This window comes from Brachybacterium sp. AOP3-A1-3 (assembly GCF_052378285.1).
In the GTDB taxonomy this organism is placed as follows: Bacteria; Actinomycetota; Actinomycetes; order Actinomycetales; family Dermabacteraceae; genus Brachybacterium.
Genome location: NZ_JBQSXM010000015.1, coordinates 1 through 26,538, shown reverse-complemented (window position 1 = coordinate 26,538; position 26,538 = coordinate 1). Strand labels below are relative to the sequence as shown.

Genomic DNA, 26,538 nt, shown 5'->3' with positions numbered 1-26,538 from the left:
GGACCGAATCCCGTCGTCGCGGTCGTGAGCTGCGGGGCACCTTCGGCGTCATTCCGCGGTGATCTCGGCGATCCGGGCGCGGAAGCGGCCCGCCTCGTTGCTGTCCGGAGGCAGCTCGGGGATGTACAGGGCGACCTTCTCCGCATCGACCGGCTTGTCGGGCTCCAGGCGCACCTCCCCGTCGCCGGCGAACTCACCCGTGGCGAGGACGTCGCCGAGGGAGCCGTCATCCTTCACGGCGCGCAGCTCGAGGGTGCCGCCGGTGTTGCGGGCGGTGGTCACGGTGAGGGCGGTGAGTTTCGACTTCTCGGCGAACGACAGCTCGAGGACGACCCCGTCCTTGATGCCGCCGTAATCCGGGCTGGCGTAGTGCTGCGTCGACCAGAACGTGGCCGGATCTCCGTCGGTGAGACGGTCCTGCTGGTCGGTGTGATCGGGCTCCCCGCCTTCGGCGGACAGCTCGACCCCGGAGATCTCCGGGACGGGGAGCTCGGGCTTCTTCGAGGGCTCCTTCGTGGGCTCCACGGGTGCCTCGCCGGACTCCGTCGCCTCGGGCGTGGTCGGCGCGGCCTTGGTCTCCAGCGGATCCGAGATCCTGTCCCGCAGGCCCGAGGTCGCAGTGGTCACGGCGAACACGGCGGCGATGATCGTCAGCAGCACCGCACCGGCGATGATCCACTGGGACTGCCGGGAGCGCTCCTCCGGGGCACGGGGACCGAGGGCATAGGTGCTCGGATCATCGGAGTCCACGGCAACGCTGACCACGTCACGCAGGAGCGAGCTGCGCATGGAGGGGGTGGTGGTCTCCTCCGGCTCCTGATCGTCCCCAGTCCGATCCCGCCCGCGCACCACGATCGGGCCCGTGCGGGCCGGTGCGACGGGCTCGGTGCGGCCGACGACAGGCACTGCGGCCGACGGAGCGGCCGCCATGTCGGACTCGTCGTCCTCCGGAGCCTGCTGGGGGGTCTGCGCGGCGGCGCGCTGCGTCGGGTCACCCCGATGCCGCGACGGATGCTGAGCGGTTGCGCCGGCGGTTCCGTCAGCGCCGCCTGTTCCACCTGCAGGGGCGAGCGGCTGGTGAGATCCGCCAGCTGACGAGGTGGACGGGGCAGACGAGGTGGACGAGACGGACGCTGCATCGGCAGGGTGCGAGGCCGACGAGGCGAGAGCCACTGCCCCCGCGGCGGCAGCCGCACCGGCACCGAGAGCGGGAAGAGCTGCGGTCTCTTCCTGCACCGACGATGCCGACTGGTCCGCGGACTCGGATCCTCGCGCTGACCTGCTCGGGTCCTCGGTGCTCCTGTCCGGGATGCCCTCGCCCAGGGTGTCCTGGGACGCCGGCTCGACGGGTGCTGCGACCTCCAGATGTCCGGGGAACGGGCTGGTTCCGCGCTTCTGATCGAGGCGGAGCTCCTGGACGATCGCCTTGGCGTCGGCCGACTGGCGCGCGGACTCCTCGGCGGCCTGTCGAGCACTCTCCTGGGCAGCAGCCGAGGCGCGGGCCTCTTCTGCGGCCTGGTCCGCGGCAGATTCGTCAGCAGCAGCCTGATCAGCGGCAGCGTGGTCACCAAGGGGCTGGTCTGCCCCCGCGGGGTCGGCAACCGCCTGGTCGTTCATGGCCTGGGCGTCCGCAGCCTCCGCGGAGGTGCCCCCGGTCGACGTGCCCCCGGCACGGGAGGCGACGGCACCAGCGGCGCCCACCGCCCCGGCCGCTCCGACGAGACCGGCGGTCGGCCGGACGACAGTGTCCTCGGTGTCGGTGTCGGTGTCGGTGTCGGCGTCGGTGTCGTCCTCGGCGAGCTCGGCATCCGCAGTCTTCCCGGGCGCCGCTGGCGCCCCGGTGCTGACGGCGGCGCCGGACGCCGACCGCACGACGGTGTCGTCGGTATCGCTGGTGTCGGTGGCGTTCTCGAGGTCCCTGGCGTCGGCGGTGTTGTCGGCGCGCGCGGTGCTGCCGGCGTCGGCGGTGCCTCCGGTCGCGGTGGGCCGTGCCGCTGCCGCCTGGGGGTAGGCCTCGAGGGTGACCGGGATCGACTGCCAGGGCTCGAGCGCCGAGATCAGCTCGCGCGTGGTCTCGGGGACGTCGTCGGCCGATTCGTTGAGCACCAGGTCGCACAGCAGATCGAGGTCCGCAGGGATCGGCGAGTCGACGAGGGTCGAGGGCAGCGGCACCAGCCCGGACGGGCCGTGCTTCGGGGTCTTCCCCGTCAGGGCGCGGTAGAGCAGGGCGACCAGTGCCGCGGTGTCCTGGAAGGAGGCGACTTCACGGGAGCGGTCCAGGCCGGGGTGCGAGGCGGCCTCCACCCCCATCCCGAGCACGACGACCTCTCCGGAGCGGGTGTTGACGAAGAGTCGGTTCGAGTCGAGGAACTGATGGCGCACCCCGCGACGGCGAGCTGCTTCGAGGCCGGATGCGGCCTCGCCGATGATCGACCGGGCGGTCTCCGGATGCAGGCTCGTCGAGCCCAGCAGCGCGGCGAGCGGTGGCGCTGTCGGCACCGGGTACTCCACGACCGTCGTCGGCCCGTTCCCGGCAGGAGCACCGGTCCCGTCGTCCGCGGGTCCGTCGTCAGAGGTTCCGTCGTCCCCGGTCTTGTCCGCCCTGGTCCTGTCGTCCCGGGGGTCGTCGAGCACGACGATCTCGCGGACGGGCAGCAGGTGGGGGTCATCGACCAGATAGGCGCGGCGCACGGCGTCGGCCGCTTCGAGGGCGGTCTCGCCCTGCACGATGAAGAGCACGACGCTCTCCCCGGTGGCCACGGTGCGGGCGCGATGCCACATAGCGCCGTCGGCGACGCCGGCCAGGGGGATCTTCCCCTCGAGCGTCCACCGAGAGCGCAGGGTGTCCTCTAGCGAGATCGTGTTCACGAACCGTCCTTATCCTCGTCGTGCGGGCGTGCGACCGTCACGAGCGTCTTCCATGCTACGAGGTCACGGGCCGGCCGCGACGCGCCAACCGGGTCACGACACGCTGTACCTGCCCGACCAGCATGTGCACCTCGCTCATCTTCAGCAACCATCCGACGGCGGTGAACACCCCCGCCATCACCATTCCGATGACCGCTCCGATCAGCACCGCCACCAGGCGATGCGACCAGATCACGTCGTCGAGGAGCGCGACCAGGCCCGCGCCGACCGCCCAGCTGAGCACGGTGGCGGCCAGGAGCTTGCCCGCCGCGATCGCTCCGATGCGGATGCTCGGCGGTGTGGTGCCGAGCCGGCTCGCGTGCCGTCGCAGCTGCCACATCCCGAGCAGCCAGGCCACGAGGTTCCCGAGGCTGGTGCAGGCTGCCGCGGTCATCGTCGCCCACATCGGGTCGACCGTGAGCAGGATGACCGGGATCGCCGCGAGGCTGATCACGGTGATCGGGATCTGCGAGAGGAAGGGCGTGCGCGCGTCCTCGTAGGCGTAGAACACCCGCTTGATCAGGTACAGCGAGGCGAAGGGAACCAGGCCCAGCATGTAGGCGACCAGCACGTTGCCGTTGGCGCGGGCACCGATCTCGCCGGTGCCGCCGCCGATCACCCACATGATCGGTCCCGCCAGAGCGATGAACACGGCCACGCACAGCATCATCGGGATCGCGAGCAGACGGTTGGTCTCCGCGTACCGGGCGAGGGCGCCGGCGTGGTCTCCGTCGACCGCGCGCCGGGAGATCGTCGGGAAGACGGCCGTGACCACGGCGACCGCGATGATCCCCTGCGGGATCATGAAGGCCATGTAGGCCCAGTCCAGGCTGAGCAGCCCGGGATAGCGGGCCGCCTGCTCGGGGTGGTCGCGGAGCTTCTCGGTCATGAAACCGGCGCGGGCGGTGGACCAGCGCGTGGCCCACACGCCGAGCTGGCCGAGGCCCAGCATCGCGAGGGTCCACAGACCGATCTTGGAGAGCTTGCCCAGCCCGAGACCGCGGAATCCCCAGCGCGGCCGCAGCCGCAGATCGAGCTTCTTGACGTACCAGAACAGGAACACGACCTGCGCGGCCGAGCCGCCGACATTGATCGCCGCCATCGCGATGATCATCGGCAGGGTCCACTCCGCGGGAGCGCCGACCTTGCCCCACATGCCCAGGAACAGGGCGGCTCCGACGATGCCCACCAGGTTGTTGAGCACCGGGGCCCACTGGTACGGACCGAAGGAGTCCTGGGCGTTGAGCAGCTGCCCGCACATCACGTACAGCGCCGAGAAGAAGACCTGCGGCATCATCCAGTAGCCGAGCTGCACGGCCAGGGCGTAGGTCTCCGGAGGCAGCACACCGCTGGTCAGGGGCAGCAGGAGCGGGACCCCGAGCATGCAGATCACGGTGATGGCCAGGGAGACCGTCGCGACGAGGGTCATGAGGCGGGAGATGTAGTCGCTGCCCCGGTCCGGGCGCTTGACGGCCCGCACGATCGCGGGGACCAGGATGGCGTTCAGGGTGCCGCCGCCCACGAGCAGCCAGACGGTGTTCGGGAGAGTGTTCGCGGCGCTGAACGAGCTGGCGGCGGCGGACGTGGACCCGGCGAGGATCACGCCGAACATGAAGTTGCGGACGAAGCCCAGCAGGCGGGAGACCGTGGACCCGGCGGCCATCAGCACGCTGGCCTGCATGAGCTTCGAACGGCTGGAGGGCACGCCGTGACGGCGATGGCGCGGGACGTGCTGCACACGGAGGGCGGAGCTCATGGGCGGTCCTCCTCACGGGGGTCGGTGTCGGGGTCAGAGACGGTGTCGGTGTCGGTGTCGGTGTCGGGCGGGCTGGGTGGTTCCTTGGCGCGTTCGGACCAGATCGCCGCGACCGTGCCGGTGTCGGCCGTGGACAGGCCGGTTCGGGACAGCTCGACCGGGTCCTCCGGACCATGAGCCGCCGGGGCACGGGTCGAGGCGCCGGTGTGCCGGGCACGGGCGACGCCCACGATCACCAGCACGCCCATCGCGATGACCACCACGAGCGTGGTCCAGTTCTCCCAGGCCGGGTTGACCGTCAGGGGCACGGTGACCGGCTCGGTGAGGACCTGGCCGTCCTCCGAGGTGAGCACCGTGGTCAGGGTGACCGTCCCGTTGGCGACCGCCTCGACCGGGACGGTCGCATCGACCTGGCTGCGCGCGGGGACCTCGACGGCCTCGATGTCACCGATCTGCACCAGCGGACGGTCCGACGTCACCCGGGTGCTCACCGTGATCGGGGTGTCGAGGCCGTTGGAGATCGTGACCGGCACGCCCACGGAGTCCGAGATCAGGTTGTACCCGGACGCGGGGACCACCTTGATCTTGCCCTGCATCTCGGTGGTCGCGGTCTTCGCGCTCTGCTCGAGCTCCGCGGAGCGCTCCGGGTTCCCCCGCCAGAGCCGTGACGTGCTGGCGAGCAGCTCGAGCCGCGGCACTTCCAACGAGGAGTCGTCGTCCATCACGGAGGCGAGCGTGTCCAGGTGCGACCACGTGTCCCCGGCGCCGGTGAGCACGGAGGGCTCGAGGAGCTCCGGGTCGGTGACCGCGTCCAGGTGCTCCCAGCGACCGTCGGCCCCCGGGCCGGAGGGCAGCAGGTCGTCGCCGCTGACACGGCCCAGGGCGAACGGGTCGCCGGAGTCGTCCTGGGCGTGGGTGGTCCACGCCCGCTTCGTGGCGGCGGTGAGCAGCGAGTCCGTCGACCCGGTCGTGATCCAGGGGGCCTCGGCGAACGCATCGAGAGCGGCTCCGGCCGCCGTGGCATCGAGCTCTGCGGCGGCGTCCGGGCTGATGAGCAGATGGCGAGGAGCCGTCGTGTACTCCGAGGCGATCGTGGCGGTCTCCGCGAGCAGTCGCTGCTGGGTCTGCTCGGTATCGGAATCGGCGGTGAGCTGGGAGAACTCGTCCGAGAGCACGGGGTCCGGTGCGAGCAGCGGCAGCTCGGAGCCGCTGCCGTCCTCGGATTCGTAGACGCCGAACGAGCTCGGGGTCACGGTCGAGGCGACATCCTGCTCCAGGGAGGTCGCGGGGACGATGGCCGCGTCCGCGCCGGCAGCGACCAGCTGCTGGAGGGACTCGGCGCCGACCGTCGACCCGTCGAGCGCCATCGCCGTCCCGCGGGGATCGATGCCGGTCGCTTCCCAGGTGGCCTGCGCACGCTCGGTGGCGGCGCTGCTCATCGTGGTCGACCCGGCCTCCTCGAGGCTCACGAGGTCCGCCTGGGCGTAGGGCATCGCGAGCACGGTGCGCTCCCCGACGCCTTCGGTGAGGGCCGTGGCGAGCTCGGCCGAGAGCTTGCCCTCGGCATAGGTCGGGACGGGATGGTCCGCGTCCTCCTCGGCCGTGTCGGCGTCCGGCGTCGGATCGACCGGGAGCTGCGGCGGGTCCAGCAGCGCAGGATCCAGCCACCAGTCGACGTCGTCGCGCAGGGCGAGGGCGCGGGTCGTGGCGAGGTGGCCCGACTCCAGGGACTGCTCGTTCGCCTCGGGGTCGGTGATCGCCGCCGCGGGGTCGCGGGAGGCCACGGGCAGCAGGACGGACTGGGTGATCGTGGCGTCGACGTCGGCCGGACGCCACACCACGAAGGAGCGGATGGCCCCCTGCGGGTCCTCGCCGGCGACGGCGGTCAGGGAGATCCGGCGCGTTCCCCAGTAGTACGGAGCCTCGGAATAGCCGAGCTCCTCGGCGGTGGCCTCCACGGTGAGCGTCCGGGACGCGCCGGGAGCGAGGGCGGAGGGATTCTCGGAGGACGCGAGGGGTGCACCGGAGGTGTCCGCGCTCGTGTCGGCCTGCCACTCGGCGAGCACCGTCCGATCCGTGACCCGGGACGTGCGGGTGCGCAGCTCGAGCGCGACGTCCGGCAGCGGCTTCGAGGAGTTGTTCGTCACCTCGACCTCGGCTCTGAGCGTGCCGTCGGGACCCAGGGAGGTGGGGGTGAGGGAGACGAGATCCATGCTCACCGGGGCATCTGCGGCGGGCTGCGGCGGTGCTGACGGGGCAGCGGGCTCTGCGGGGACGCCGGCTGCGGGGGCAGCGGAAGCAGGGGTCGCCAAGCCGCCCACCAGCACCGATGAGGCAAGGAGCAGTGCCGTCAGCAGTGCCGCGAGCACCGGGCGCACGGGTAGCGGGGACGACGGCATGGTGACACTGTAAGCGGCCGCTACCGTAGAGGGGTTGCGGGCGCACGACACCCTCACATCGCGTCGACGCCGTGCCGCCCCTCTCTCCGACCCACGACAGGACCTCCTGTGATCGATCCCGCCGTCCCCGCCGACCCCCCCGGCCCCGCCGACCCCATCGGCCCTGCCGATCCCGCTGACGGGCCCGGCGCCGCCGCTGATCGTCTCGCCACCGCCCGGACCCGGTCCGAGCGCATGTTCCGGGCGCTCCCGGAGGAGATCCACGAGCTGGGCCGACGCTTCGAGGCCGCCGGCTTCGAGCTCGCCCTGGTGGGCGGCCCGGTCCGCGATGCGGTGCTCGGCCGGTCGAGCTCCGACCTCGACTTCACCACCGATGCCCGCCCCGACGACACCGACGCCATCCTGCGCTCGTGGACCCGTGACGGCGCGATCTGGGACATGGGCCGCGATTTCGGCACCCTGGGCGGCGTGCGCAACGGCGTGAAGGTCGAGATCACCACCTATCGCACCGAGTCCTACGACCCCACCAGCCGCAAGCCGCAGGTCGCGTACGGCGACACCCTGGAGGGCGACCTCTCCCGCCGCGACTTCACCGTCAACGCGATGGCGGTGCGGCTCCCCTCCCTCGAGCTCGTGGACCCCTTCGACGGGCTCGCCGACCTCTCCCGGACCGTGCTGCGCACCCCCGTCGGCCCGGAGCAGTCCTTCACCGACGACCCGCTGCGCATGATGCGCGCGGTGCGCTTCGTCTCCCAGCTCGGGTTCCGCATCGAGGACTCCACGGCCGACGCGATCGAGTCCCTCGCGGAGCGGATCACCATCGTCTCCGCCGAGCGCGTGCGCGAGGAGCTCGTGAAGCTCATGCTCGGCGCCCACCCCCGCGGTGGTCTCGAGCTGCTCGTGGAGCTGGGTCTGGCCGCCCATGTGCTGCCCGAGCTGCCGGCCCTGAGCCTGGAGATCGACGAGCACCACCACCACAAGGACGTCTACGAGCACACCCTCACCGTGCTGGACCAGGCCATCGACCTCGAGAGCCCCGCCGGCTCGGGAGGCCCGTGCGAGGCTCCTGACCTGGTGCTGCGGCTGGCCGCGCTGTTCCACGACATCGGCAAGCCGGCGACGCGGCGCTACGAGCCCGGCGGTGTGGTCACCTTCCGCTTCCACGAGACCGTGGGCGCGAAGATGACTGCGAAGCGGATGAAGGCGATGACCTTCGACAAGGACACCACCAAGAAGGTGGCGCGCCTGGTCGAGCTGCACCTGCGCTTCCACGGCTACGCCGAGGCGCCGTGGAGCGATTCGGCCGTGCGCCGCTATGTCACGGACGCTGGAGATCTCCTGCCGCATCTGCACCGGCTCACCCGCGCGGACGTCACCACCCGCAACCGTCGCAAGGCACGAGGGCTGGCGCGCGCCTATGACGAGCTCGAGGCACGCATCGACCATCTGGCCGAGCAGGAGGAGATCGGGCGGATCCGTCCCGACCTCGACGGGAACCGCATCATGGAGATCCTCGCGATCGGGCCAGGCCGTGAGGTCGGCGACGCCTACAAGCACCTGCTCGAGCTGCGCATGGAGCATGGCCCGCTCGGCGAGGACCGTGCCGTCGACGAGCTGAAGGCCTGGTGGGAGGCCCGCGACCAGGGCTGAGATCCGACAGCCGGGTCGTTACGCCCAGGTCGTGGATGTGAGTGAGGCCGCATGAGTCGTGCACACCCTGTGTGTTTCCCCGCTGAGACGTTCCGTCGGGCCGGGGGGCGTGCTCATACTGGGAAGCCGTGCGCCGTCCGGCGCGTGGACCCGTTCGTCCCCTCGAAGGACCAGGAGCAGTCATGAGCGATTCTCGACGCTCGTCCCGCGGCTCGTCGGACCGATCGAACCGATCGAAGAAGCCGACGGGCGGTGGTGCGCGCCGCGCAGCAGGTGTGCGCCGCGCGCCCTCGTCCTCCCCGAAGCCGGCTGAGCCCAAGGGCACCAGCCGTACCGGTCGCCGCGCTGGGGACTCCGCCGAGAGCTCGTCGGCCGCGAAGCGCACGACGGCTGCTGCCGGCGCGGCCTCGACGGCCGGGAAGTCCACCGGCCCGAAATCCGCCGCGTCCAAGAACGGCGGCGGGGCCTCCTCGGGAGGAGCGAGCCGCACCTCGGTCAACGCCCGCCACGCGGGCACGGCGGCGACGACCGGTGCTGCCGCGGCCGGAGCCGGCAAGGGGCGGAAGAAGAAGGTCGCCGCGACGAACTTCCTGAACTATCCGCGGGCGGGCCGGAAGAACCCGTGGCGCTGGTTCCCCTCGCTGCGCCTGATCGTCGGCGCGATGGCGCTCATGGTCCTCGCCGGGCTCGGCTTCGCCGTCTGGCTCTACAACGACACCACCGTCCCCGAGCCCTCCGACTTCGCCCTCGCCCAGACCAGCCGGGTCTACTACGCCGACGGCAAGACCGAGATGGGGACGTTCAGCGAGATCAACCGCACCGAGCTCGACGCCGACGAGATCCCGCAGAACGTCAAGGATGCGGTCGTCGCGAGCGAGGACTCCACCTTCTACGAGAACCGCGGCGTCTCGCCGCGCGGCGTCGTGCGCGCCCTGGTCAACAACCTCCAGGGCGGCGCCCGCCAGGGCGGCTCCACGATCACCATGCAGTACGTGGAGCGGTACTACACGGGCAGCGAGACGTCCTACGTGGGCAAGGCCAAGGAAGCGGTCATGGCCCTGAAGATCGACCAGGAGCTGGACAAGGACGAGATCCTGTCGCGCTACCTGAACACCATCTACTTCGGCCGCGGCGCCTACGGCGTGCAGGAGGCCTCGCAGGCCTACTTCGGCAAGGACGCCGCGGACATGACGGACGCGGAGGCCGCGCTGCTCGTGGCCGTGATCCCCGGCCCCTCCTCCTACGACCCTGCCGTGAACGAGAAGAAGGCCGTCGAGCTGTGGGACCGCGTGATCACCCGTGAGGTCAACGTCGGGGAGATGTCCTCGGAGGACGCCGAGGCGCTCGAGTTCCCCGACACCATCAAGCCCAAGAGCGAGAACTCCCTGGCCGGGGACAAGGGCTACCTGCTGGACCAGGTGCGCACCGAGCTCGTCGCCGAGGGATTCACCGAGGACGAGATCAACACCGGCGGTTTCACGATCGTCTCCACGATCGATCCCGGGATCCAGAACAACACCACCGAGGCGGTCAAGAACCTCCCCGAGGACCGGCCGGAGCAGAACCGCGTCGGCACGGTCACGATCGATCCCTCCACAGGGGCGATCCGGGGCATGTACGGCGGCGAGGACTTCGTGACGCAGCCGCGCAACGACGCCACCCAGTCGCGCATGCAGGCCGGCTCGATCTTCAAGACCTTCACCCTGATCGCGGCGCTCGAGGACGGCTACCCGCTGGACTCCCAGTGGGACGGCAACTCGCCGAAGTCCTTCCCGGGCTGGACGGTCAACAACTTCGGCGACACCGACTACGGCCGGGTGAGCCTGAGGAAGGCCACCGCCAGCTCGATCAACACGGCGTACGCCGAGGCGAACCTCGAGGTCGGTCCCCAGCGCACGATGGACACCGCGATCGCCCTGGGGCTGCCGGAGAAGACCCCCGGGCTCTCGGCCGATGCCTCGAACGTGCTCGGCTCGGCCTCCCCGACGGTCACCGAGATGGGCGAGGTCTACGCGACCATCGCCGCGGGCGGCATGCACCGGGACTCCTACATCGTGCAGGACGTGACCCGGCCCGACGGCTCCTCGCGCTATGAGCACCAGGTCGACGAGAAGCGGGTGATCGACGAGGACGTCGCCATCAATGCGACGGTCGCGCTCCAGGGTCCCCCCACCACCGGTTCCGCTCGGGACCTGCAGGGCGTCATGGACGGCCGCCAGGTGGCCGGCAAGACGGGCACCTCGGAGAGCTTCCGCTCGGCCTGGTTCGTGGGGTTCACCCCGCAGCTGGTCACGGCCGTGGGCATGTTCCAGCCGTCCGAGGACGGCACCACGGAGGAACGGCTGACGCCCTTCGGCGGCGAGCAGAACATGACCGGAGGCACCTTCCCCACCGCGATCTGGGGCGACATCATGTCGCACTCGCTCGAGGGTCAGGAGATGCTCGAATTCCCCGGCGAGGTCACACTCGACAACGAGACCCGCGAGCGCAACGCTCCGCCGCCGACGCAGGCCCCGCCGGCCACACAGGCTCCGGAGCCCACGCAGGAGGAGCCGAGCGAGGAGCCGACGGAAGAGGAGCCCACAGAGGAGCCGACGACCGAGGAGCCCTCCGAGGAGCCGTCGGAAGAGCCCTCCGAGAAGCCGTCCGACGAGGAGAAGGACAAGTCCAAGGACGAGGAGAAGGACAAGTCCAAGGAGGACTCCGAGACGTCGAAGGACGAGTCGCCCAAGAAGCCGGACGGCTCGACGGACAAGCCGTCCAAGGAGCCGGACGATCCCAAGGAGTCGGACAAGCCCGAGAAGTCGGAGAAGCCATCCGCCAAGCCGGAGAAGGACGAGGCGGCGGAGGGCGACGCGACCTGAGCCGACGGGGCCTCCCGAACTGCCTGTATGGATGCGAGGCCCTGATGGTGGGAAGGGCCCGAGGCGGGATGTCCTGACGGCCTGCAGGACGCGTGAGCCGGATCACCGATCCGAGCCCCGCGACCCCTGTGCTGATGAATTACGTGAGGCTAGGCTTACCTAAGTAGGCCGCGGAGATCCTCGGCCGGTCTCGACGTCATCGCAGGAGTGCCATGAGCCCCGTTCTCAGCCGCCCGACCCGACGCACCTGGATCGTGGGAGCCCTCGCGGCGCCGATGGTCCTCGCCGCCTGCAGCGCCGAGGAGGACGGGCCCGGATCGGACGGCGCCGGATCGGACAGCGCCGACATCGGATCCGCGGGCGACTTCTCCCCGGTGACCCTCGACCACGCGCTGGGCACGGCGGAGATCACCGAGAAGCCGCAGCGCGTCGTGACCCTCGGACAGGGCTCCGCGGAGACCGCGATCGCCCTCGGGCTCATCCCCGTCGGCATCGAGGAGTACCCCTGGGGAGCCGACCCCGAGACCGGCTACCTGCCGTGGATCCACGACGCCGTCTCGGAGGCGGGCGGCGAGCTGCCCGAGCAGTTCACGGGCGGCACCGAGCTGGATGTCGAGGCGGTCCTCGCTCTCGAGCCCGACGTGATCCTGGCCCCCTGGTCCGGTCTCACCCAGGAACAGTTCGACGTGCTCACGGACATCGCTCCCACGGTCGCCTACGCGGAGCAGCCCTGGGTGATCACCTGGGAAGAGCAGATCACCACGATCGGCCGGGCCCTGGGCGAGGACGAGGCGGCCGCCGGTCTGATCGAGGAGATCCGGACGACCTTCGACGAGGCCACCCAGCCCGACTACGCCGACGTCAGCTTCTCCTTCATCTACAACTCGGGGCCCGGCACGCTCGGCGTCTTCTACCAGGACGAGCAGCGCGTGGCGATGGTCCGTGCCCTGGGGTTGAGCGTGGACCCCGTCAACCAGGAGCTCGGCGAGTGGGACGTCCCCGGCACGGACTCCGCCATGATCGGGTTGGAGAACGCGGACAAGCTGAAGGACTCCGATCTGATCTTCACGTTCTACTCCGACGAGGCGAACCGGGCCGAGATCGAGGGGCAGGATCTCTATGCCTCCATCCCGGCCATCTCGCACGGCGCGATCGTGGCCCCCACGGACCAGGCGTTCGTGACGGGGTCCTCGATCATCACCCCGCTCACCGTCCCGTGGGCGCTGGAGCGGTACCTCCCGATGATCGACGAGGCCATCGCGCAGGTCCCCGCCTCCTGAGATGACCGGGACCGCCACGATCCGCCACGACCCGGCCGACCCTGCGTCGGCCGGGCCCGGCCGGGCGTCCGGAGGTGCTGCCGGCGGTGCACCCGGTCGGGCCGACGGGCGCCGGCTCCCGCGCTGGGCCGCGCTGGTGCTGACCGCCGGGCTCCTCGTCGTGGCCTGCCTGGCGAGCCTCTTCCTGGGGTCGCGGGAGACGGATCTGGGAGGCGTGTGGTCGGTGCTGCGCGGCGCTGGGGAGGAGCACCTGCGGCAGGTGGTCGCAGCTCGCGGGGCGCGCACCGTGCTCGGCGCCGCGGTCGGGGCGGCGCTCGCCGCGTCGGGACTGCTCATCCAGGGCGTCACCCGCAACCCCCTCGGGGAGCCCGGCCTGCTGGGAGTGACCTCCGGAGCCTCGGCCGCGGTGGTCACCGCCACCGCCTTCCTCGGCTTCTCCAGCGGAGCAGGGACCGTGTGGGTCGCGCTGCCCGGTGCGCTCCTCGCGGTCGTGGTCGTCTACCTGCTGGGGCGCCCCGCCGGCACCCATTCGGTGGTGCCGCTGATCCTCGCCGGCGCGGTGATCTCCGCGGTGCTCCACGCCTACATCCAGGCCATGATCCTCACCCGCCCGGACGTCTTCGAGTCGTACCGGCACTGGGTGGTCGGATCCCTGGCCGGAGCCTCCTACGGCACCCTCGCGGCGGTGGCTCCCGCCCTGCTGCTCGGGCTTCTCCTCGCCGCCCTGGTCGCGCCGGGCCTGAACACCCTGGCCCTCGGGGACGACGTCGCCACCGCGCTCGGCACCCGGGTGGGCCTGCTGCGCGCCGCCTCGATCCTCGCGGCGACCCTGCTCGCGGCCGCCGCGACCGCCGCCGTCGGCCCGATCGCCTTCATCGGGCTCGCGGTGCCGCACCTCGTGCGCGCCCTCGTGGGCACGGACCACCGCTGGCAGCTGCCCGCCTCGCTCCTGCTCGGCGCCGCCCTGCTGCTGGGATCCGACGTGATCGCTCGCGTGATCGTGCGTCCCCAGGAGCTCATGGTCGGCGTGATCACCGCCTTCCTCGGTGCCCCGTTCCTGCTGTGGGCCGTGCGCCGCGGCATGGTGACCACCTGATGAGCCGCTCCTGGACCCTCGGTCTGCTCCTGCTGGCGGCGATCCTCGGCGGAGGCCTCGCGACCCTCGCCTGGGGCGATCTCGGCGTGGGGCCGCGCGATCTCGTCACCGCCGCCCAGGGCGGGGCCGGCACGAAGGTCACGTTCGTCCTCGAGCGCCTGCGCGGGCCCCGCCTGCTCGTCGGGATCGGCGCCGGGCTCGCGTTCGGGCTGGCCGGCGCCCTGTTCCAGACCGTCACGCGGAATCCTCTCGGGAGCCCCGACGTGATCGGGCTCGGCAACGGGGCAGGCGCGGGCGTGGCCCTGGTGACGCTGCTCGCGCCCGGCGTCGTGCCCGCCCCCGTCGGCGCCGTGCTCGGGGCGGCGGTCGCCATCGGCCTCGTCCACGTCTCCACCGGGCTCGGCTTCGCCTCCCCGGCGCGGGTGATCATCACCGGGATCGGCGTCGCGGCGATGGCCCTGGCGCTCACGCAGTACGTGGTCGCGGTGTCCCTGCGCGACGCCTCCAGCCAGCTCGCCGGCTATCTCGTGGGCACCCTGAACTCCCGCAGCCTCGGACAGGCCGCACTGATCGCCGTCGCCCTCGCCGTGCTGATCCCCCTGATCGCCCTCCTCTCCCACGACCTGCGGATGATGGACCTGGGCGATCAGCTGGCGGACGCCCTCGGGGGCAACGCGGCGCGCACCCGGACCGCGGCGATCCTGCTGTCCGTGCTGCTGGCCGCCGCCGCCGTCTCCGTGGCCGGCCCGATCGCCTTCGTGGCCCTGGCCGCTCCGCACATCGCCCGCCGGATGAGCGGGACACCGGGCCCGCACCTTCCCCTGTCCGCGCTGGTGGGGGCCTTGATCATGGTCCTCGCCGACTTCACCGTCCAGCACGTCGCCCCGTTCGAGGACCTCCCGGTCGGCGTCATCACCGCCGGCGTGGGCGGCCTGTACCTGGGGTACCTGCTCGTCACCGAATGGAAGAGGGCCGACGCATGAGCGCACCACCCACCGAGACCACCGAGCCCACTGACGCCACGGGTCCCACCGACCCCACCGGGCACTCATCCCTGCGCCTCGCCGGGGCGACCGTCGCCTATGCGGAGCGGCCCGTGCTCGAGGGCTTCGACCTCGAGGTGCGCCGAGGGGCGTTCACGGCCGTGATCGGGCCCAACGGCTGCGGCAAGTCGACGATGCTGAAGGCGCTGGCCCGCACCCTGCGGCCCCGTGCCGGCGCCGCACTGCTCGACGGCCGGCCCCTGACGCAGTGGCGGTCCAAGGCCATCGCGCGACGGATCGCCCTGCTGCCGCAGGACCCCGTCGTGCCGGAGGGGATCACCGTGGCGGCGCTGGTCGCCCGCGGACGCCATCCGTACCATTCGCCGTGGCGCCAGTGGCTGCCCGGGGACGACGAGGTCGTCGCGGAAGCGCTCCGCGCGACGGCCGTCGAGCAGATCGCCGACCGCTCCGTGGCCAGCCTCTCGGGAGGACAGCGCCAACGGGTCTGGATCGCGATGGTCCTCGCCCAGGACACCGAGTACGCGCTGCTGGACGAGCCCACGTCGTTCCTCGACATCGCCCATCAGATCGAGGTGCTGCACCTGTGTCAGGACATGCGCGATCACGGTCGCACCGTCGTCGCCGTGCTCCACGACCTCAATCAGGCGGCGCGTTATGCGGACCATCTGGTGGTCATGGACGAGGGTCGGATCGTGGCGGAGGGAGCGCCCTCGGAGGTGCTGCACGCGGAGCTGGTGGCCGCGGTGTTCGACCTGCAGGCCGAGATCGCCGTGGACCCGCAGAGCGGGACGCCGATGGTGATCCCGGTCCGACGGGCCGCTGACCAGGTGATCCATACGTGACATCGATGTGAGGACGCGATGATCTGACATTGATGTCAGGTACCGCGGTCGTGGTGCCTGGTGGACAGGGGTGAGGCCGGACGTGCCATCATCCGGTATGCCTACTCGATGCGAACAGTGCGGCGGCAAGATCCGCGGCAAGGTCTACACCTCGGTCACCGGCAGGTACCTGTGCGGCCGGTGCGGAGCCCGGCTGCAGGGGCGTACCGCGGGTGTCGTCGCCGGCGGCGGGGTCGCCGGCGGCCGCAGCACCGGCGGCTGGTACGCGCGGGTCAGGAAGGCGATGGGCCGCTCGTCGTAGGGTCGCCGCCTCGGGGGCCCTCCTCCGTCGCGGAACTGAACTCGGCGGAGCCGAACACGCGCTCCCACCACTCCAGCACCGCGTCGAACCGCTCCACCCGGTGCCGGGGCCGGCCCGATCGGGTCAGCTCGTGGTCCTCGCCCGGGAAGATCAGCATCTCGGCCTCCACTCCGGCGCGCCGGAGGGCCGTGTAGTACCGCGTGCCCTGCTCGAGCGGGCAGCGGTGATCCTCCTCGGAGTGGATCACCAGGGTGGGGGTTCGCACCGAGCCGGCGTGCCCGAAGGCGCTCTGCCGGGCGATGGCCTCGGGGTCCGTGCCGAGGTACTCGTCGCCGAAGTAGCTGCCGATGTCGCTGGTGCCCTGGAAGCTCAGCGGATCCAGGAAGCCGCGCTCCACGATCGCGCCGCGGAACCGATGGTCGTGGGCGATGATCCAGGCGGTGAGGTACCCGCCGTAGGAGCCGCCCAGGATGCCCAGCCGCTGCGCATCGAGGCGCTCGTCGGCCGCGAGGGCCCCCTCGAGCAGGTCGATCACGTCCTCGGCGTCCACGGTCCCGAAGCTGCCGCGCACGGCGCGTCCATGGGCGCGACCGTAGCCCGCCGAGCCCCGCGGATTGCCGTAGACCACGGCATATCCCGCAGCGACCAGGGTCTGGACCTCGTCGAAGACCCCCACGCCGTAGAACGCGTGCGGCCCGCCGTGGATCAGGAGCAGGGTCGGGAACGGCCCCGGGCCCTCGGGGACCGCGGACCAGCCGTGGACCGGATATCCGGAGCGTCCCTCGAGCTCCAGCTCCCGGGGACGGACGAGGCCGGCGTCGCGCAGGTCCGCGCCGGTGTCCACGAGGGTGTCCGGTGCCCCGTGCCCGGTCCGCGCGAGCAGCACACCCGCGGAATCCGCCGTGGTGGCCGCAGCGAGGACGAGATCGCCGGCGGCATCCCAGCCGTGCACCTCGAGATCGCCGTCCAGCACCCGGCTCACGGCGCCCGCGCGGTCGATGCGCAGCAGGTGTACCCGGCCGCGATGCGGCGAGGCGACCAGCACCGACTCGCCATGGGTCACGATCGGTCCTGTGAGCTCGAGGGACTCCGGATCGGTGAGCCGACGGGGCCCGTCGGCCCCCAGCAGCCAGAGCGCCACGTCGGGCGCGACGGAGTCCCGCCCGGCGCCGGGCTGCGAGGCGAGCATCGCGATCGTGCCGTCGGCCAGGACGGTCAGGTCCTGGATCCGCAGGCCATCCTCCGGAGAGAGCAGCACGGACTCCTCGCCGCTGTCAGTGGGCAGACCGCCGACGGGCAGGTCGCCGACGGGCAGGCGGACCAGCGCGGTGCGAAGATCGCGACGCGCCGCTCCCGGCCCCTCGTAGGCCTCTCGCACGGCGAGCACCGCCGTGCCGTCGGCCGTCGGAGCGATCGCCGTGTGCTCAGCGAACGCGCTGGTCAGCTGCGTGACCTGGGCCGGGATCGAAGGGGTGGTCACGAGCGGGCCACCAGGATGCGGCGCCGCGGCGTACAAGGGCTGGTCGCCCACCGAGGACGCCTCCACCACGAACACCTGGGTGAGTCGATCCGTCGAGAAGCCGACGCCGTTGGCATGCCAGCGCAACCCCGTGATGCGACGCGGCGATTCCGCGCCCGGCTCCAGCCCGTCGACCGTTCCATATCGCCCGGGCTCGGCGACACGCGCCGTGAACACCAGGCGGGAGCCGTCCGGGGTCCAGGCCGCCGGACCGGTGCCGAGCAGCTGATCGGTGACCTGGAGCGGCTCCCCGCCCCGGGCGTCGACCAGATGCACCTGGGGGCGGCCGCGGGAGTCCGGGCGGAGGAATGCGATCGTCGTCCCGTCGGGCGACAGCTGCGGGGCGGTGTCGTCGATCCCGCGGGTGAGCCGGCGTGCCACCGGTTCGGCCGTCGCTGGACCAGCCGCCGTCGCTCCGGCCGCCGCCAGGTCGGGGGCGAGATCGATCCTCCACAGCTGGCCGACGGTCCGGTTCGCCCGGCAGTCGGGCCGGGACGCGGCATAGATGGCGAAGGAGCCGTCGGAGGCGAGCGACGGACGGGAGAGCGAGGTCATCAGCTCGATGTCGTAGGGCTGCACCTCGCCGAACCTACCAGCGCCGATGCCTCCGGGCGGGGTTCCGTCAGGGCCTCCCGAGGAGGGGCCGACGGGCCGCTCGCTGTGATGCCTGGCGCACGTCCACAGACTCCCTGGCCCTCACCGGGACCGGCAGGTAGTCTTGGCCGGTCCGTGACGTGCATCGCCGATGCTCGGACCGGGCGGCATGAACCCTCCTGCCACGGAGAGACCGTGGCCGTAGAGACCACAGGAGGTGGGTACCAGAACATGCGTAAGTACGAAATGGTCGTGATCCTCGACCCGTCCGTCGATGAGCGGACTGTCAGCGCAAACTTCGAGAAGCTCGTCCAGGTCATCCCGACCGAAGGCGGCACCATCGACAACGTCGACCTCTGGGGCAAGCGCAAGTTCGCCTACGAGATCGACAAGAAGACCGAGGGCATCTACATCGTCATGCAGTTCACGGCGAAGTCCTCGACGTCCCAGGAGCTGGATCGTCAGCTCGGGCTCAACGAGTCCGTCATGCGCACCAAGGTCATGCGTCTCGACGCCAAGTGACCTGCGCTCACTGACCCCCACACCACACCACAGCACCCCGGAGCAGAGGAGCACCCATGGCGAATGACACCGTCATCACGGTGATCGGCAACCTCACCGCGGATCCCGAGCTGCGTTTCACGCAGTCCGGCATCGCGGTCGCGTCGTTCACCATCGCGTCCACCCCCCGCACCTTCGACCGTCAGGCGAATGAGTGGAAGGACGGCGAGGCTCTGTTCCTGCGCTGCTCCATCTGGCGCGACGCCGCGGAGAACGTGGCCGAGTCGCTGGAGAAGGGATCCCGCGTCGTCGCGCAGGGTCGCCTCAAGCAGCGTTCCTTCACCGACCGTGAGGGCAACAACCGCACGAGCATCGAGCTCGACGTCGACGAGATCGGCCCGTCCCTCAAGTACGCCACCGCGAAGGCCAACAAGGTCCAGCGCGGGGGCGGCGGCGCGGGCCGTGGCGGTTTCGGCGGCGCTCCGCAGGGCGGTGCCCCGCAGGGTGGTGGCCAGGGCGGCTTCGGCGGCCAGGGCAACCCGGGTGGTCAGGGCGGTTACAGCAATGCGCCGCAGGGCGCCCCCAACGCCGACCCGTGGGCCGGCGGAGGGAACCAGGGCGGATACGACGACCCGCCCTTCTGATCGTGACCGGGGGTGCCTCATCCCGATGAGGCCCCTCGCACCGATCACTGCAGTTCACTGAATGAATCCATCCCGGGTGCATGCCCGGGCTCCCCTCAGAAAGAAGGAGCACCACGATGGCCAAGCCCTCACTTCGTCCCCCGAAGAAGAAGCAGAACCCGTTGAAGGCCGCGGGAGTCGAGACCGTCGACTACAAGGACGCTGCGCTGCTGCGCAAGTTCGTCTCGGACCGAGGAAAGATCCGCGCACGTCGGGTCACCGGAGTCACCGTCCAGGAGCAGCGCAAGATCGCGAAGGCCGTGAAGAACGCCCGCGAGATCGCCCTCCTGCCGTACTCGACCTCCGGTCGCTGAGCGAGGAAGGGAAAACATGACCACCAAGCTCATCCTCACCCATGAGGTCTCCGGCCTCGGAACCGCCGGTGACGTCGTCGACGTCAAGGACGGCTACGCCCGGAACTTCCTGATGCCGCGCGGTCTCGCGACCCCGTGGACCAAGGGCGGCCAGCGCCAGCTCGACCAGATCCGCTCTGCCCGTGGCAAGCGCGCGATCGCCAACGTCGAGGACGCGAAGGCGCTCAAGGCGGCTCTCGAGTCGAAGCCCGTCGTCATCGCCGAGCGCGCCGGCCAGAACGGCCGTCTCTTCGGTGCCGTCTCCTCCAAGGAGATCGCCGAGGGCGTCAAGGCAGTGTTCGACAAGGACATCGATCGTCGCACCGTCGAGTTCCCCACGCCGATCAAGGCGCTGGGCGAGCACAAGGCGACCGTGCGTCTGCACGAGGAGATCTTCGCGAACCTCTTCGTCCAGGTCGTCGCCGCCAAGGGCGCCGTCAAGGCCTGATGCCGCAGAGCCTGATCGGGTACGCCTGATCGGACATGCTCGACGAGACCGACCCCCGTCACCCCTCCCCTCACGGGAGGCGTGAAGGGGGTCGTCCTCGTTCTGCGCCCCCGCCGTGCGCCCCCGGATCCTCCTCGGGCGATCCTCGGCGATGAACAGCTCGTATAGCATCGGCCCATGGCCGGGAGAACGCAGAGGCAGATCGTTGCCCTTCCGGCGCGCGGGCGCGGACGACGGACGGGTGATGCCCTGAGGAGTCGACGGATCCGTGCTGTGGGGAACGTGCCCCTGGTTGCCGCTGTGCTGGCCTCCGCCCTCGGCGGATGCACCACATCGCCGGATGACGCAGCGGGAACACCGGCGGTGCACGACGTGGCCGGTTCCCGAGCGTTCCCACCGCTCGCCCTGGCACCGGTGGACGAACCGGACGACCTCCCGGACCTCCCCGAGAGGCTGGCGGCCGGAGCCGAGATGACGAGCATCGACACCATCACGTGCGAGGCCGACCTCACCCTGACCGCCCCCGTGACCACCTGCACGGGCAGCGATACGGACTCCGTCCTGTTCGCCTACCTCGTCCGCAGCGGCGAGGACGGCACCGACCTCGCCGTCCTCCTCGCCGCTGCCCAGCTGTCGGACGAGCTCACGACCGAGGTGACAGACCCCGACGTCAGCGTCCACTACGCCGCGGAGGATCGACTGTTCACCGCCGACCCTGCACGTCTCGACCCGGAGACCCTCCGCCTCCGCGCCGAGATGGCCGTTGCGGACATGGGCCTCACGCAGAGCGTCCAGGGGTGCCGGACCGAGGACGGGGCCGCCGTCACCTGCACCGTCGCAGGCGAAGGGGGCGAGGACTCCTCTGCGCAGATCACGCTGTATCCGGCGGTGTCCACGAGTGAGGACCAGATCACGGTGGGCCTGCTGCGCCACGCCTGACCAGCGGCCCGGGCCCGACCGTCGGTCCGACCGTCGGGCCGGCCGAAGGCCCATGCTCTCGCGGTGCCGGTCTTCCACTAGGGTCGAGCCATGTTCGGACGCACCGCTCAGCATCAGAAGCAGATCGAGAACCTCCAGGCCCACGTGCGCAGGCTGGAGAGCCTTGTGGACGCCCTCGCCACCCGCGCGGGCGTGGGCGAGGAGGAGCTCCAGGAACTGCGTGGCCAGGCCGGTGCGCAGATCCCCGAGCGCTGCCGCGCCCTGGCCGACGAGGGCCGGCACATCGAGGCCATCAAGGTGTACCGCGAACTCACCGGTGCCGGGCTGAAGGGCGCCAAGGACGCCGTCGACCGCTACCGGGAACGCGGAGTCTGACGGGGAACCGGACGCGGAGTCTGACCCGGAGGGCCCGTCGGGCTACCCTCGTGCGGTGACCACTCCTTCTACGAACCCTGCACCCGCCGTCGAGCGCGGGTCCGACGGGCATCTGGCCCGTTCCCTCGGCCACGGGCAGATGGCGATGATCGCCATGGGCTCGGCGCTGGGCACCGGACTGTTCCTCGGCTCGGGCGAGGCGATCGGCATCGCCGGCCCCGCCGTGATCATCTCCTTCGCGCTCGGCTCACTGATCGCCGCGAGCGTGGCGCTGGCGATGGGCGAGATGGCGTCGCGGCACCCCGTGCGCGGTGGCTTCGGCACCCTCGCCGCCCGCTACCTGTCCCCGTTCTGGGGGTACCTCACGCGCTGGCTGTACTGGATCGTCACCGTGTGCGTGACCGGCGCCGAGCTGGTGGCCTGCGCCGCCTATCTCGCGTACTGGGTGCCGGCGATCCCGATCTGGGCAGGGATCCTGCTGTTCGCCGCCGTCATCATCGCGATCAACATGACCTCGGTGGGCTCCTTCGGCGTGGTCGAGTTCTTCCTGTCCTCGATCAAGGTGATCGCCGTGGTCGTGTTCATCCTGATCGGCGCGATCCTGGTGCTCTTCGGGATGCCGGGACAGCCTGCCGCCGGATTCGTCGAGCTCACCGCCGAGGGCGGCTTCGCCCCCATGGGCTGGAGCTCCGTGTGGGTGGCCCTGTCGGTGGTCATGTTCTCCTTCGGCGGCATCGAGCTGCTGTCCATCACCGCCGCCGAGGCGAAGGATCCCGCGAGGTCCATCCGCACCGCCGCCCGCACCACGGTGGTGCGCCTGGCGTTCTTCTACGTGCTGTGCATCGGCATCGTGGTGTGCCTGGTGCCCTGGAAGCAGGCTGCCGGCACCGGCGAGGACGTCGCCACCTCCCCGTTCGTCATGGTCTTCGACCGGATCGGCATCCCCGGCGCCGCCCACGTCACCAACCTGCTGGTGCTCATCGCGGCGCTGTCGGCCGCGAATGCGAACCTCTACGCGGGCAGCCGCATGCTGCACTCCCTGGCGTCCGACGGCCTCGCCCCGCGGATCGCCGCGATCACCACCCGGCGCAAGGTGCCGATCGTGGGCATCGCCTGCAGCTCGCTGGGCATCCTCGGGGCCGGCGTGCTCGCCTTCAGCGAGGTGGGCGGCGTGTTCGGCTACATGATGAGCCTCGTGGTGTTCGCCGTGATCCTGGTGTGGGCGCTCATCCTCGTCACCTACCTCCGCTTCCGCAGCCTCAAGGTCGAGGGAGCCACCTTCCGCATGCCGGGAGGGATGCTCTCGGCCGTGCTGGGACTGATCGGCCTGGTCGCCGTGCTCGCCACCGTGACCGTTCGCCCCAGCATGCAGATCGCGGCGATGGTGGGCGTGCCCGCCGTGCTGGTCGCGATCATCCTCTACGTCGCGGTGGCCCGCCGTCGCATCGATCCCGCGGACATCGAGGACGCCTTCGAGGAAGCCGAGAGCATGCGCTGATCCGTCGGGGAAGTGGCGTTCGTTACTGTGCCGGCCCTCAGCTTCTGCTGACAGTGATGCAGGGGTAACCTAGGGGAATCTTCGGTCTCGGCGCCTTGAGACCCGGTGCCGGAGAAACGCGCAAGTGGCGGAATTGGTAGACGCGCACGGTTCAGGTCCGTGTGCCGGAAACGGCGTGGGGGTTCAAGTCCCCCCTTGCGCACCGCGGGAATTCCCCGGTTCACTCAGGTGAACCGGGGTTTTTCATCTCCTGATGGACCCTCGCGCGCTCGGTTCCCCCTGAACCCCCAGCCCGCAGCCCCCAGCCGGCTCAGTCGGCGTGCTCGGCGGCGTAGTCGTCCATCGAGTCCTCCGCGAGGGCGGTGCGCAGCGAGTCCATCCCGTCCTCGTCGGACGCCACCACGCTCGCGCCGCCGGAGGTGGTGTACGGGTCTCCGTGCGGTGCGGCCAGGAACTGCAGATCGGAGCTGCGCAGGTTCCGGTTGTCCAGGCCCAGCCGGACGATCTCCGTCGAGTCCAGGCCCTCGTCCGTCGTGAGGTACGGGGAGAGCGCCGCGATCGTGTCGCGCATCTTTCCGGGGCTGGACAGGGTGTTCCCGCTGATCAGCTCGGACGTGATGGCTTTGAGCAGCTGCTGCTGGTTCTCGTTGCGCGCGAAGTCGCCTCCGTCGAGGTGCTTGCGTTCACGGGCGAAGGTGAGCGCCTCCTGGCCGTCGAGATGCTGCGAGCCCTCGGTGAACTGCATCCCGTCGCGCTCGAAGGATTCGGGCACCTGCACGTCCACGCCGCCGAGGGTGTCGACGAGGCCCTGGATGCCCTCGAAGTCGATGAGGGCGACATGGTCGATCGGGGCCTGCGTGTAGTCCTCGACCGTGCTCACGGCGAGGGGCACGCCGCCATAGGCGAGGGCGGCGTTGAGGCGGTCCTCGCCGTGCCCGGGGATGTCCACCTGGAGGTCGCGCGGGAAGGAGACGATGTAGGCGGCAGAGCCGTCCTGGGGGACGTGCACGAGCATCATCGTGTCGGAGCGCTGGCCTGTCACCCCCTGGTCGGCGGCGTCCTGGGGTGCACGCTGATCCGATCCCAGCAGCAGGATGTTCTGCCCGCCGTCGTCCTCGCCCTGCGGGCGCTCGCCGTCGGAGGCCCCGCGGTCGAGGCTGACCACGCTGCGCTTCTCATAGGCCTCCTCGAGCGACCCCAGATACCGCCCGGTGAGGACGCCGCCGACGGCGACGAGGCAGGCGATCACGAGCAGGGCGAGCAGCGCCGTCCGGCGGCGGGGCCGACGGGGCCGACGAGGCTGGCCGGGGTGGTCGTGCGGGGCGGGGCGCGGTCCAGTGGTGTCGTTCATGTGCCTCTCGGGGTCGAGGTCAGGCAGTCCCGACCCTACGGGACGGTCGGAACGGAACAGTGTGCCCGTGCGACCCCGACGGCATCACGTCTCTATGAGCACCCTCACCCGATCCTCCGCCTCTCCCGTCTCGCTGGTACCGAGCATCGCGGGATGACGGGGCATCATGGCCCCATGAGTTCTGACGCCCGCCCCACCTCCACCGAGTTCTCCCTCGCCGGCCACGGCGGCACCCTCGCCGGGCGCGCGTGGACCCGTCCCGATGCGCGGTGGATCGCCGTGCTCTCCCACGGCTACGGCGAGCACGTGGGCCGCTACGAGTGGGTCGCCGCCCGGTTGAACGACGCCGGCGCCGCGGTCTACGCCGCGGATCATCTCGGCCACGGCCGCAGCGACGGCCAGCGCGTGCTGATCAGCGACTTCGAGCCGGTCGTCGAGGATCTCCACCTCGTGGTCCAGCACGCCGCCTCCCAGCACGAGGGGTTGCCGATCGTGCTGATCGGGCACTCCATGGGCGGGCTGATCGCCGCCCGCTACACCCAGGTCCACGCGGACGCCCTGGCGGCGACCGTGCTCTCGGGTCCGGTGCTGGGCTCCTGGGCCACCGTGGACGAGCTGCTCGCGCTCGACGAGATCCCGTCGACCCCGATCGACCCCGGCACCCTCTCCCGCGATCCTGGCGTCGGCGAGGCCTACGCCGCGGACCCGTTGGTGTGGCACGGCGACTTCGCCCGCCCCACGCTCGAGGGCCTCCAGCAGGCGATGCGCACGATCGAGGAGGCCGGCGACGTGGGCGAGCATCCGATGCTCTACCTGCACGGCGAGGCGGACCGTCTGGTGCCGCTCCCCGCCAGCTGGGAGGGGCTGCAGTCGCTGCGCGGCCCACGGACCTTCGTGAAGACCTACCCGGGAGCCGAGCACGAGATCTTCAACGAGACCAATCGCGACGAGGTGATCGCGGACGTGATCGGCTTCGCGGAGGGCGTGTTCGGCGTGTGAGCCGAGCAGCAGGGAAGGAGACACATCGATGAGCATGCGACGACACAGCCTGTCCGGGAACCGGCGCTCTGAACGCGCCCGGGGGCAGGCGCACGGAGCCACCCGATCCGGCGCCGGTGCAGCGCCGATGGTCCGGTACGTCACGGACGGTGCCCCCGCGCGCCAACCCGACGGCCACTCGATGGACGACGCGCTGGAGTTCTCCCGTGCGGCCCCGGACCGGATGGTGATGTTCTTCTACCTGCGGCCCGACCGCGAGCAGATCCTGGAACTCGGCGAGGCCTGGGACCTGCACCCACTGCTGCTCGAGGACCTGCTCAACGCCCACCAGCGCCCGAAGCTCGAGCGGTACGGCGACGTGCTGTTCCTCGTGGTGCGCTCGGCCCGCTACGTCGACGAGCAGGAGGAGGTCGTCTTCGCGGAGTTCCACCTGCTGCTGCGACCCGGCGCGGTGGCCGTGCTCTGCCAGGACGGGAGCTGGATCGACGGCACCCCCGGCCCGCAGCTCGACGAGGAGCACCCGCTGACCTCGACCCGCCGGGAGCGCTCGGTGCTCGAGGACGTCAACCTCCTCGAGCTCGGACCCGAGGCCGTGCTCTACCGCGTGCTCGACACGATCGTCGACGGCTACGACCCCGTGCTGAAGGGACTCCGAATCGACCAGGAGCAGATCGAACGGCAGGTGTTCAGCGGGGATGCCGCGGTCGCCGAGCGGATCTACCGGCTCAGCCAGGAGGTCATCGACATGCAGCAGGTGATCACCTCGCTGCGCGACGTGGTCGAGGACCTGCAGGCCGGCTTCGGGAAGTACGAGATCCCCGGCGAGCTGCAGGCCTACCTCGACGACGTCGACGACCACCTGGCCCGGGCGGCCTCGCGCGTACGGGATCTGCGCGAGGCCCTCTCCCAGATCCTCGACGTCAACGGGACCCTGGTCGCGCAGCGCCAGAACGAGGACATGAAGAAGATCTCCGGCTGGGCGGCCATCCTCTTCGCCCCCACGCTCATCGGCGCCATCTACGGCATGAACTTCGACGACATGCCCGAGCTGCACTGGGCGCTCGGCTACCCCATGGCCATCGGGATGATGGTCGCCCTCGGGGTGCTGCTCTACGTGATCTTCAAGCGCAGCAAGTGGATGTGAGTCGGGGGGGGGGGGTGGGGGCCCCCCCCCCGGGC

At 70.9% G+C, this 26,538-nt stretch carries 20 protein-coding genes and 1 tRNA gene; 16 read left to right on the top strand and 5 right to left on the bottom strand.

Annotated elements, in window-relative coordinates:
- Positions 1 to 48: 48 nt before the first annotated feature.
- The 3 genes from ACT3T5_RS15590 to ACT3T5_RS15580 are packed head-to-tail and all read right to left on the bottom strand — an operon-like array spanning position 49 to position 7,062.
- Complete coding sequence (locus ACT3T5_RS15590; protein WP_444594838.1) at positions 49 to 2,868, bottom strand: hypothetical protein; 2,820 nt, start codon at positions 2,866 to 2,868, stop codon at positions 49 to 51.
- 55 nt (positions 2,869 to 2,923) lie between these two features.
- Complete coding sequence (gene murJ, locus ACT3T5_RS15585; RefSeq protein ID WP_444594837.1) at positions 2,924 to 4,663, bottom strand: murein biosynthesis integral membrane protein MurJ; 1,740 nt, start codon at positions 4,661 to 4,663, stop codon at positions 2,924 to 2,926.
- Positions 4,660 to 7,062, bottom strand: coding sequence for a DUF6049 family protein (locus ACT3T5_RS15580; RefSeq protein ID WP_444594836.1), 2,403 nt, complete (start codon positions 7,060 to 7,062; stop codon positions 4,660 to 4,662). The genes murJ and ACT3T5_RS15580 overlap by 4 nt, the downstream gene beginning before the upstream one ends.
- A 234-nt stretch (positions 7,063 to 7,296) precedes the next feature.
- Here ACT3T5_RS15580 and ACT3T5_RS15575 point away from each other — a divergent pair, with 234 nt between their 5' ends.
- The 6 genes from ACT3T5_RS15575 (at position 7,297) to ACT3T5_RS15550 (ending at position 15,798) form a co-directional block, all read left to right on the top strand.
- Complete coding sequence (locus ACT3T5_RS15575; RefSeq protein WP_444579454.1) at positions 7,297 to 8,712, top strand: CCA tRNA nucleotidyltransferase; 1,416 nt, start codon at positions 7,297 to 7,299, stop codon at positions 8,710 to 8,712.
- 182 nt (positions 8,713 to 8,894) lie between these two features.
- Positions 8,895 to 11,576, top strand: coding sequence for a transglycosylase domain-containing protein (locus ACT3T5_RS15570; RefSeq protein ID WP_444594835.1), 2,682 nt, complete (start codon positions 8,895 to 8,897; stop codon positions 11,574 to 11,576).
- Between the two features lie 212 nt (positions 11,577 to 11,788).
- Complete coding sequence (locus ACT3T5_RS15565; RefSeq protein WP_444594834.1) at positions 11,789 to 12,856, top strand: iron-siderophore ABC transporter substrate-binding protein; 1,068 nt, start codon at positions 11,789 to 11,791, stop codon at positions 12,854 to 12,856.
- A gap of 1 nt (position 12,857) precedes the next feature.
- Positions 12,858 to 13,952 (top strand): FecCD family ABC transporter permease, encoded by a 1,095-nt coding sequence (locus ACT3T5_RS15560; RefSeq protein WP_444594833.1) that lies wholly within the window; start codon positions 12,858 to 12,860, stop codon positions 13,950 to 13,952.
- Positions 13,952 to 14,935, top strand: a complete 984-nt coding sequence (locus tag ACT3T5_RS15555) for a FecCD family ABC transporter permease (RefSeq protein WP_444579407.1) — start codon at positions 13,952 to 13,954, stop codon at positions 14,933 to 14,935. Before ACT3T5_RS15560 ends, ACT3T5_RS15555 begins: the two co-directional genes overlap by 1 nt.
- Positions 14,932 to 15,798: an ABC transporter ATP-binding protein gene (locus ACT3T5_RS15550; protein ID WP_444594832.1), complete on the top strand. Its 867-nt coding sequence runs from the start codon at positions 14,932 to 14,934 to the stop codon at positions 15,796 to 15,798. The genes ACT3T5_RS15555 and ACT3T5_RS15550 overlap by 4 nt, the downstream gene beginning before the upstream one ends.
- A 272-nt stretch (positions 15,799 to 16,070) precedes the next feature.
- On the opposite strand, the gene ACT3T5_RS15545 is transcribed toward ACT3T5_RS15550, so the two are convergent.
- The gene (locus tag ACT3T5_RS15545; RefSeq protein ID WP_444594831.1) at positions 16,071 to 18,197 is read right to left on the bottom strand and encodes a S9 family peptidase; all 2,127 of its coding nucleotides are present in this window, start codon (positions 18,195 to 18,197) and stop codon (positions 16,071 to 16,073) included.
- A 246-nt stretch (positions 18,198 to 18,443) separates the two neighbouring features.
- Between ACT3T5_RS15545 and rpsF the strand changes: the two genes are divergently transcribed.
- From rpsF to ACT3T5_RS15505, 8 genes are all read left to right on the top strand, one after another.
- Positions 18,444 to 18,734 carry a 30S ribosomal protein S6 gene (rpsF, locus tag ACT3T5_RS15540; RefSeq protein WP_193117714.1) on the top strand — a complete coding sequence of 97 codons (291 nt, stop codon included), beginning with the start codon at positions 18,444 to 18,446 and terminating at the stop codon, positions 18,732 to 18,734.
- A gap of 56 nt (positions 18,735 to 18,790) precedes the next feature.
- Positions 18,791 to 19,357 carry a single-stranded DNA-binding protein gene (locus ACT3T5_RS15535; RefSeq protein WP_444594830.1) on the top strand — a complete coding sequence of 189 codons (567 nt, stop codon included), beginning with the start codon at positions 18,791 to 18,793 and terminating at the stop codon, positions 19,355 to 19,357.
- A gap of 116 nt (positions 19,358 to 19,473) precedes the next feature.
- The gene (gene rpsR / locus ACT3T5_RS15530) at positions 19,474 to 19,710 is read left to right on the top strand and encodes a 30S ribosomal protein S18 (protein WP_193117716.1); all 237 of its coding nucleotides are present in this window, start codon (positions 19,474 to 19,476) and stop codon (positions 19,708 to 19,710) included.
- A 16-nt stretch (positions 19,711 to 19,726) separates the two neighbouring features.
- Complete coding sequence (gene rplI / locus ACT3T5_RS15525) at positions 19,727 to 20,197, top strand: 50S ribosomal protein L9 (protein ID WP_444579399.1); 471 nt, start codon at positions 19,727 to 19,729, stop codon at positions 20,195 to 20,197.
- Between the two features lie 372 nt (positions 20,198 to 20,569).
- The gene (locus ACT3T5_RS15520; RefSeq protein WP_444594829.1) at positions 20,570 to 21,136 is read left to right on the top strand and encodes a hypothetical protein; all 567 of its coding nucleotides are present in this window, start codon (positions 20,570 to 20,572) and stop codon (positions 21,134 to 21,136) included.
- Between the two features lie 90 nt (positions 21,137 to 21,226).
- Positions 21,227 to 21,511, top strand: coding sequence for a hypothetical protein (locus ACT3T5_RS15515; RefSeq protein ID WP_444594828.1), 285 nt, complete (start codon positions 21,227 to 21,229; stop codon positions 21,509 to 21,511).
- A 139-nt stretch (positions 21,512 to 21,650) separates the two neighbouring features.
- Positions 21,651 to 23,009 carry an amino acid permease gene (locus ACT3T5_RS15510; protein ID WP_444579453.1) on the top strand — a complete coding sequence of 453 codons (1,359 nt, stop codon included), beginning with the start codon at positions 21,651 to 21,653 and terminating at the stop codon, positions 23,007 to 23,009.
- 118 nt (positions 23,010 to 23,127) lie between these two features.
- A tRNA-Leu gene (locus ACT3T5_RS15505) sits at positions 23,128 to 23,211 on the top strand.
- A 108-nt stretch (positions 23,212 to 23,319) separates the two neighbouring features.
- Here the strand turns inward: ACT3T5_RS15505 and ACT3T5_RS15500 are convergent.
- Entirely contained in the window at positions 23,320 to 24,360 is a 1,041-nt protein-coding gene (locus ACT3T5_RS15500; RefSeq protein WP_444594827.1) for an LCP family protein, read from the bottom strand.
- 174 nt (positions 24,361 to 24,534) lie between these two features.
- Between ACT3T5_RS15500 and ACT3T5_RS15495 the strand changes: the two genes are divergently transcribed.
- Both ACT3T5_RS15495 and ACT3T5_RS15490 read left to right on the top strand, forming a co-directional pair.
- Positions 24,535 to 25,359: a lysophospholipase gene (locus tag ACT3T5_RS15495; protein WP_444579392.1), complete on the top strand. Its 825-nt coding sequence runs from the start codon at positions 24,535 to 24,537 to the stop codon at positions 25,357 to 25,359.
- 28 nt (positions 25,360 to 25,387) lie between these two features.
- Positions 25,388 to 26,503 (top strand): magnesium and cobalt transport protein CorA, encoded by a 1,116-nt coding sequence (locus ACT3T5_RS15490; RefSeq protein ID WP_444579390.1) that lies wholly within the window; start codon positions 25,388 to 25,390, stop codon positions 26,501 to 26,503.
- The last annotated feature ends 35 nt before the right edge of the window (positions 26,504 to 26,538 follow it).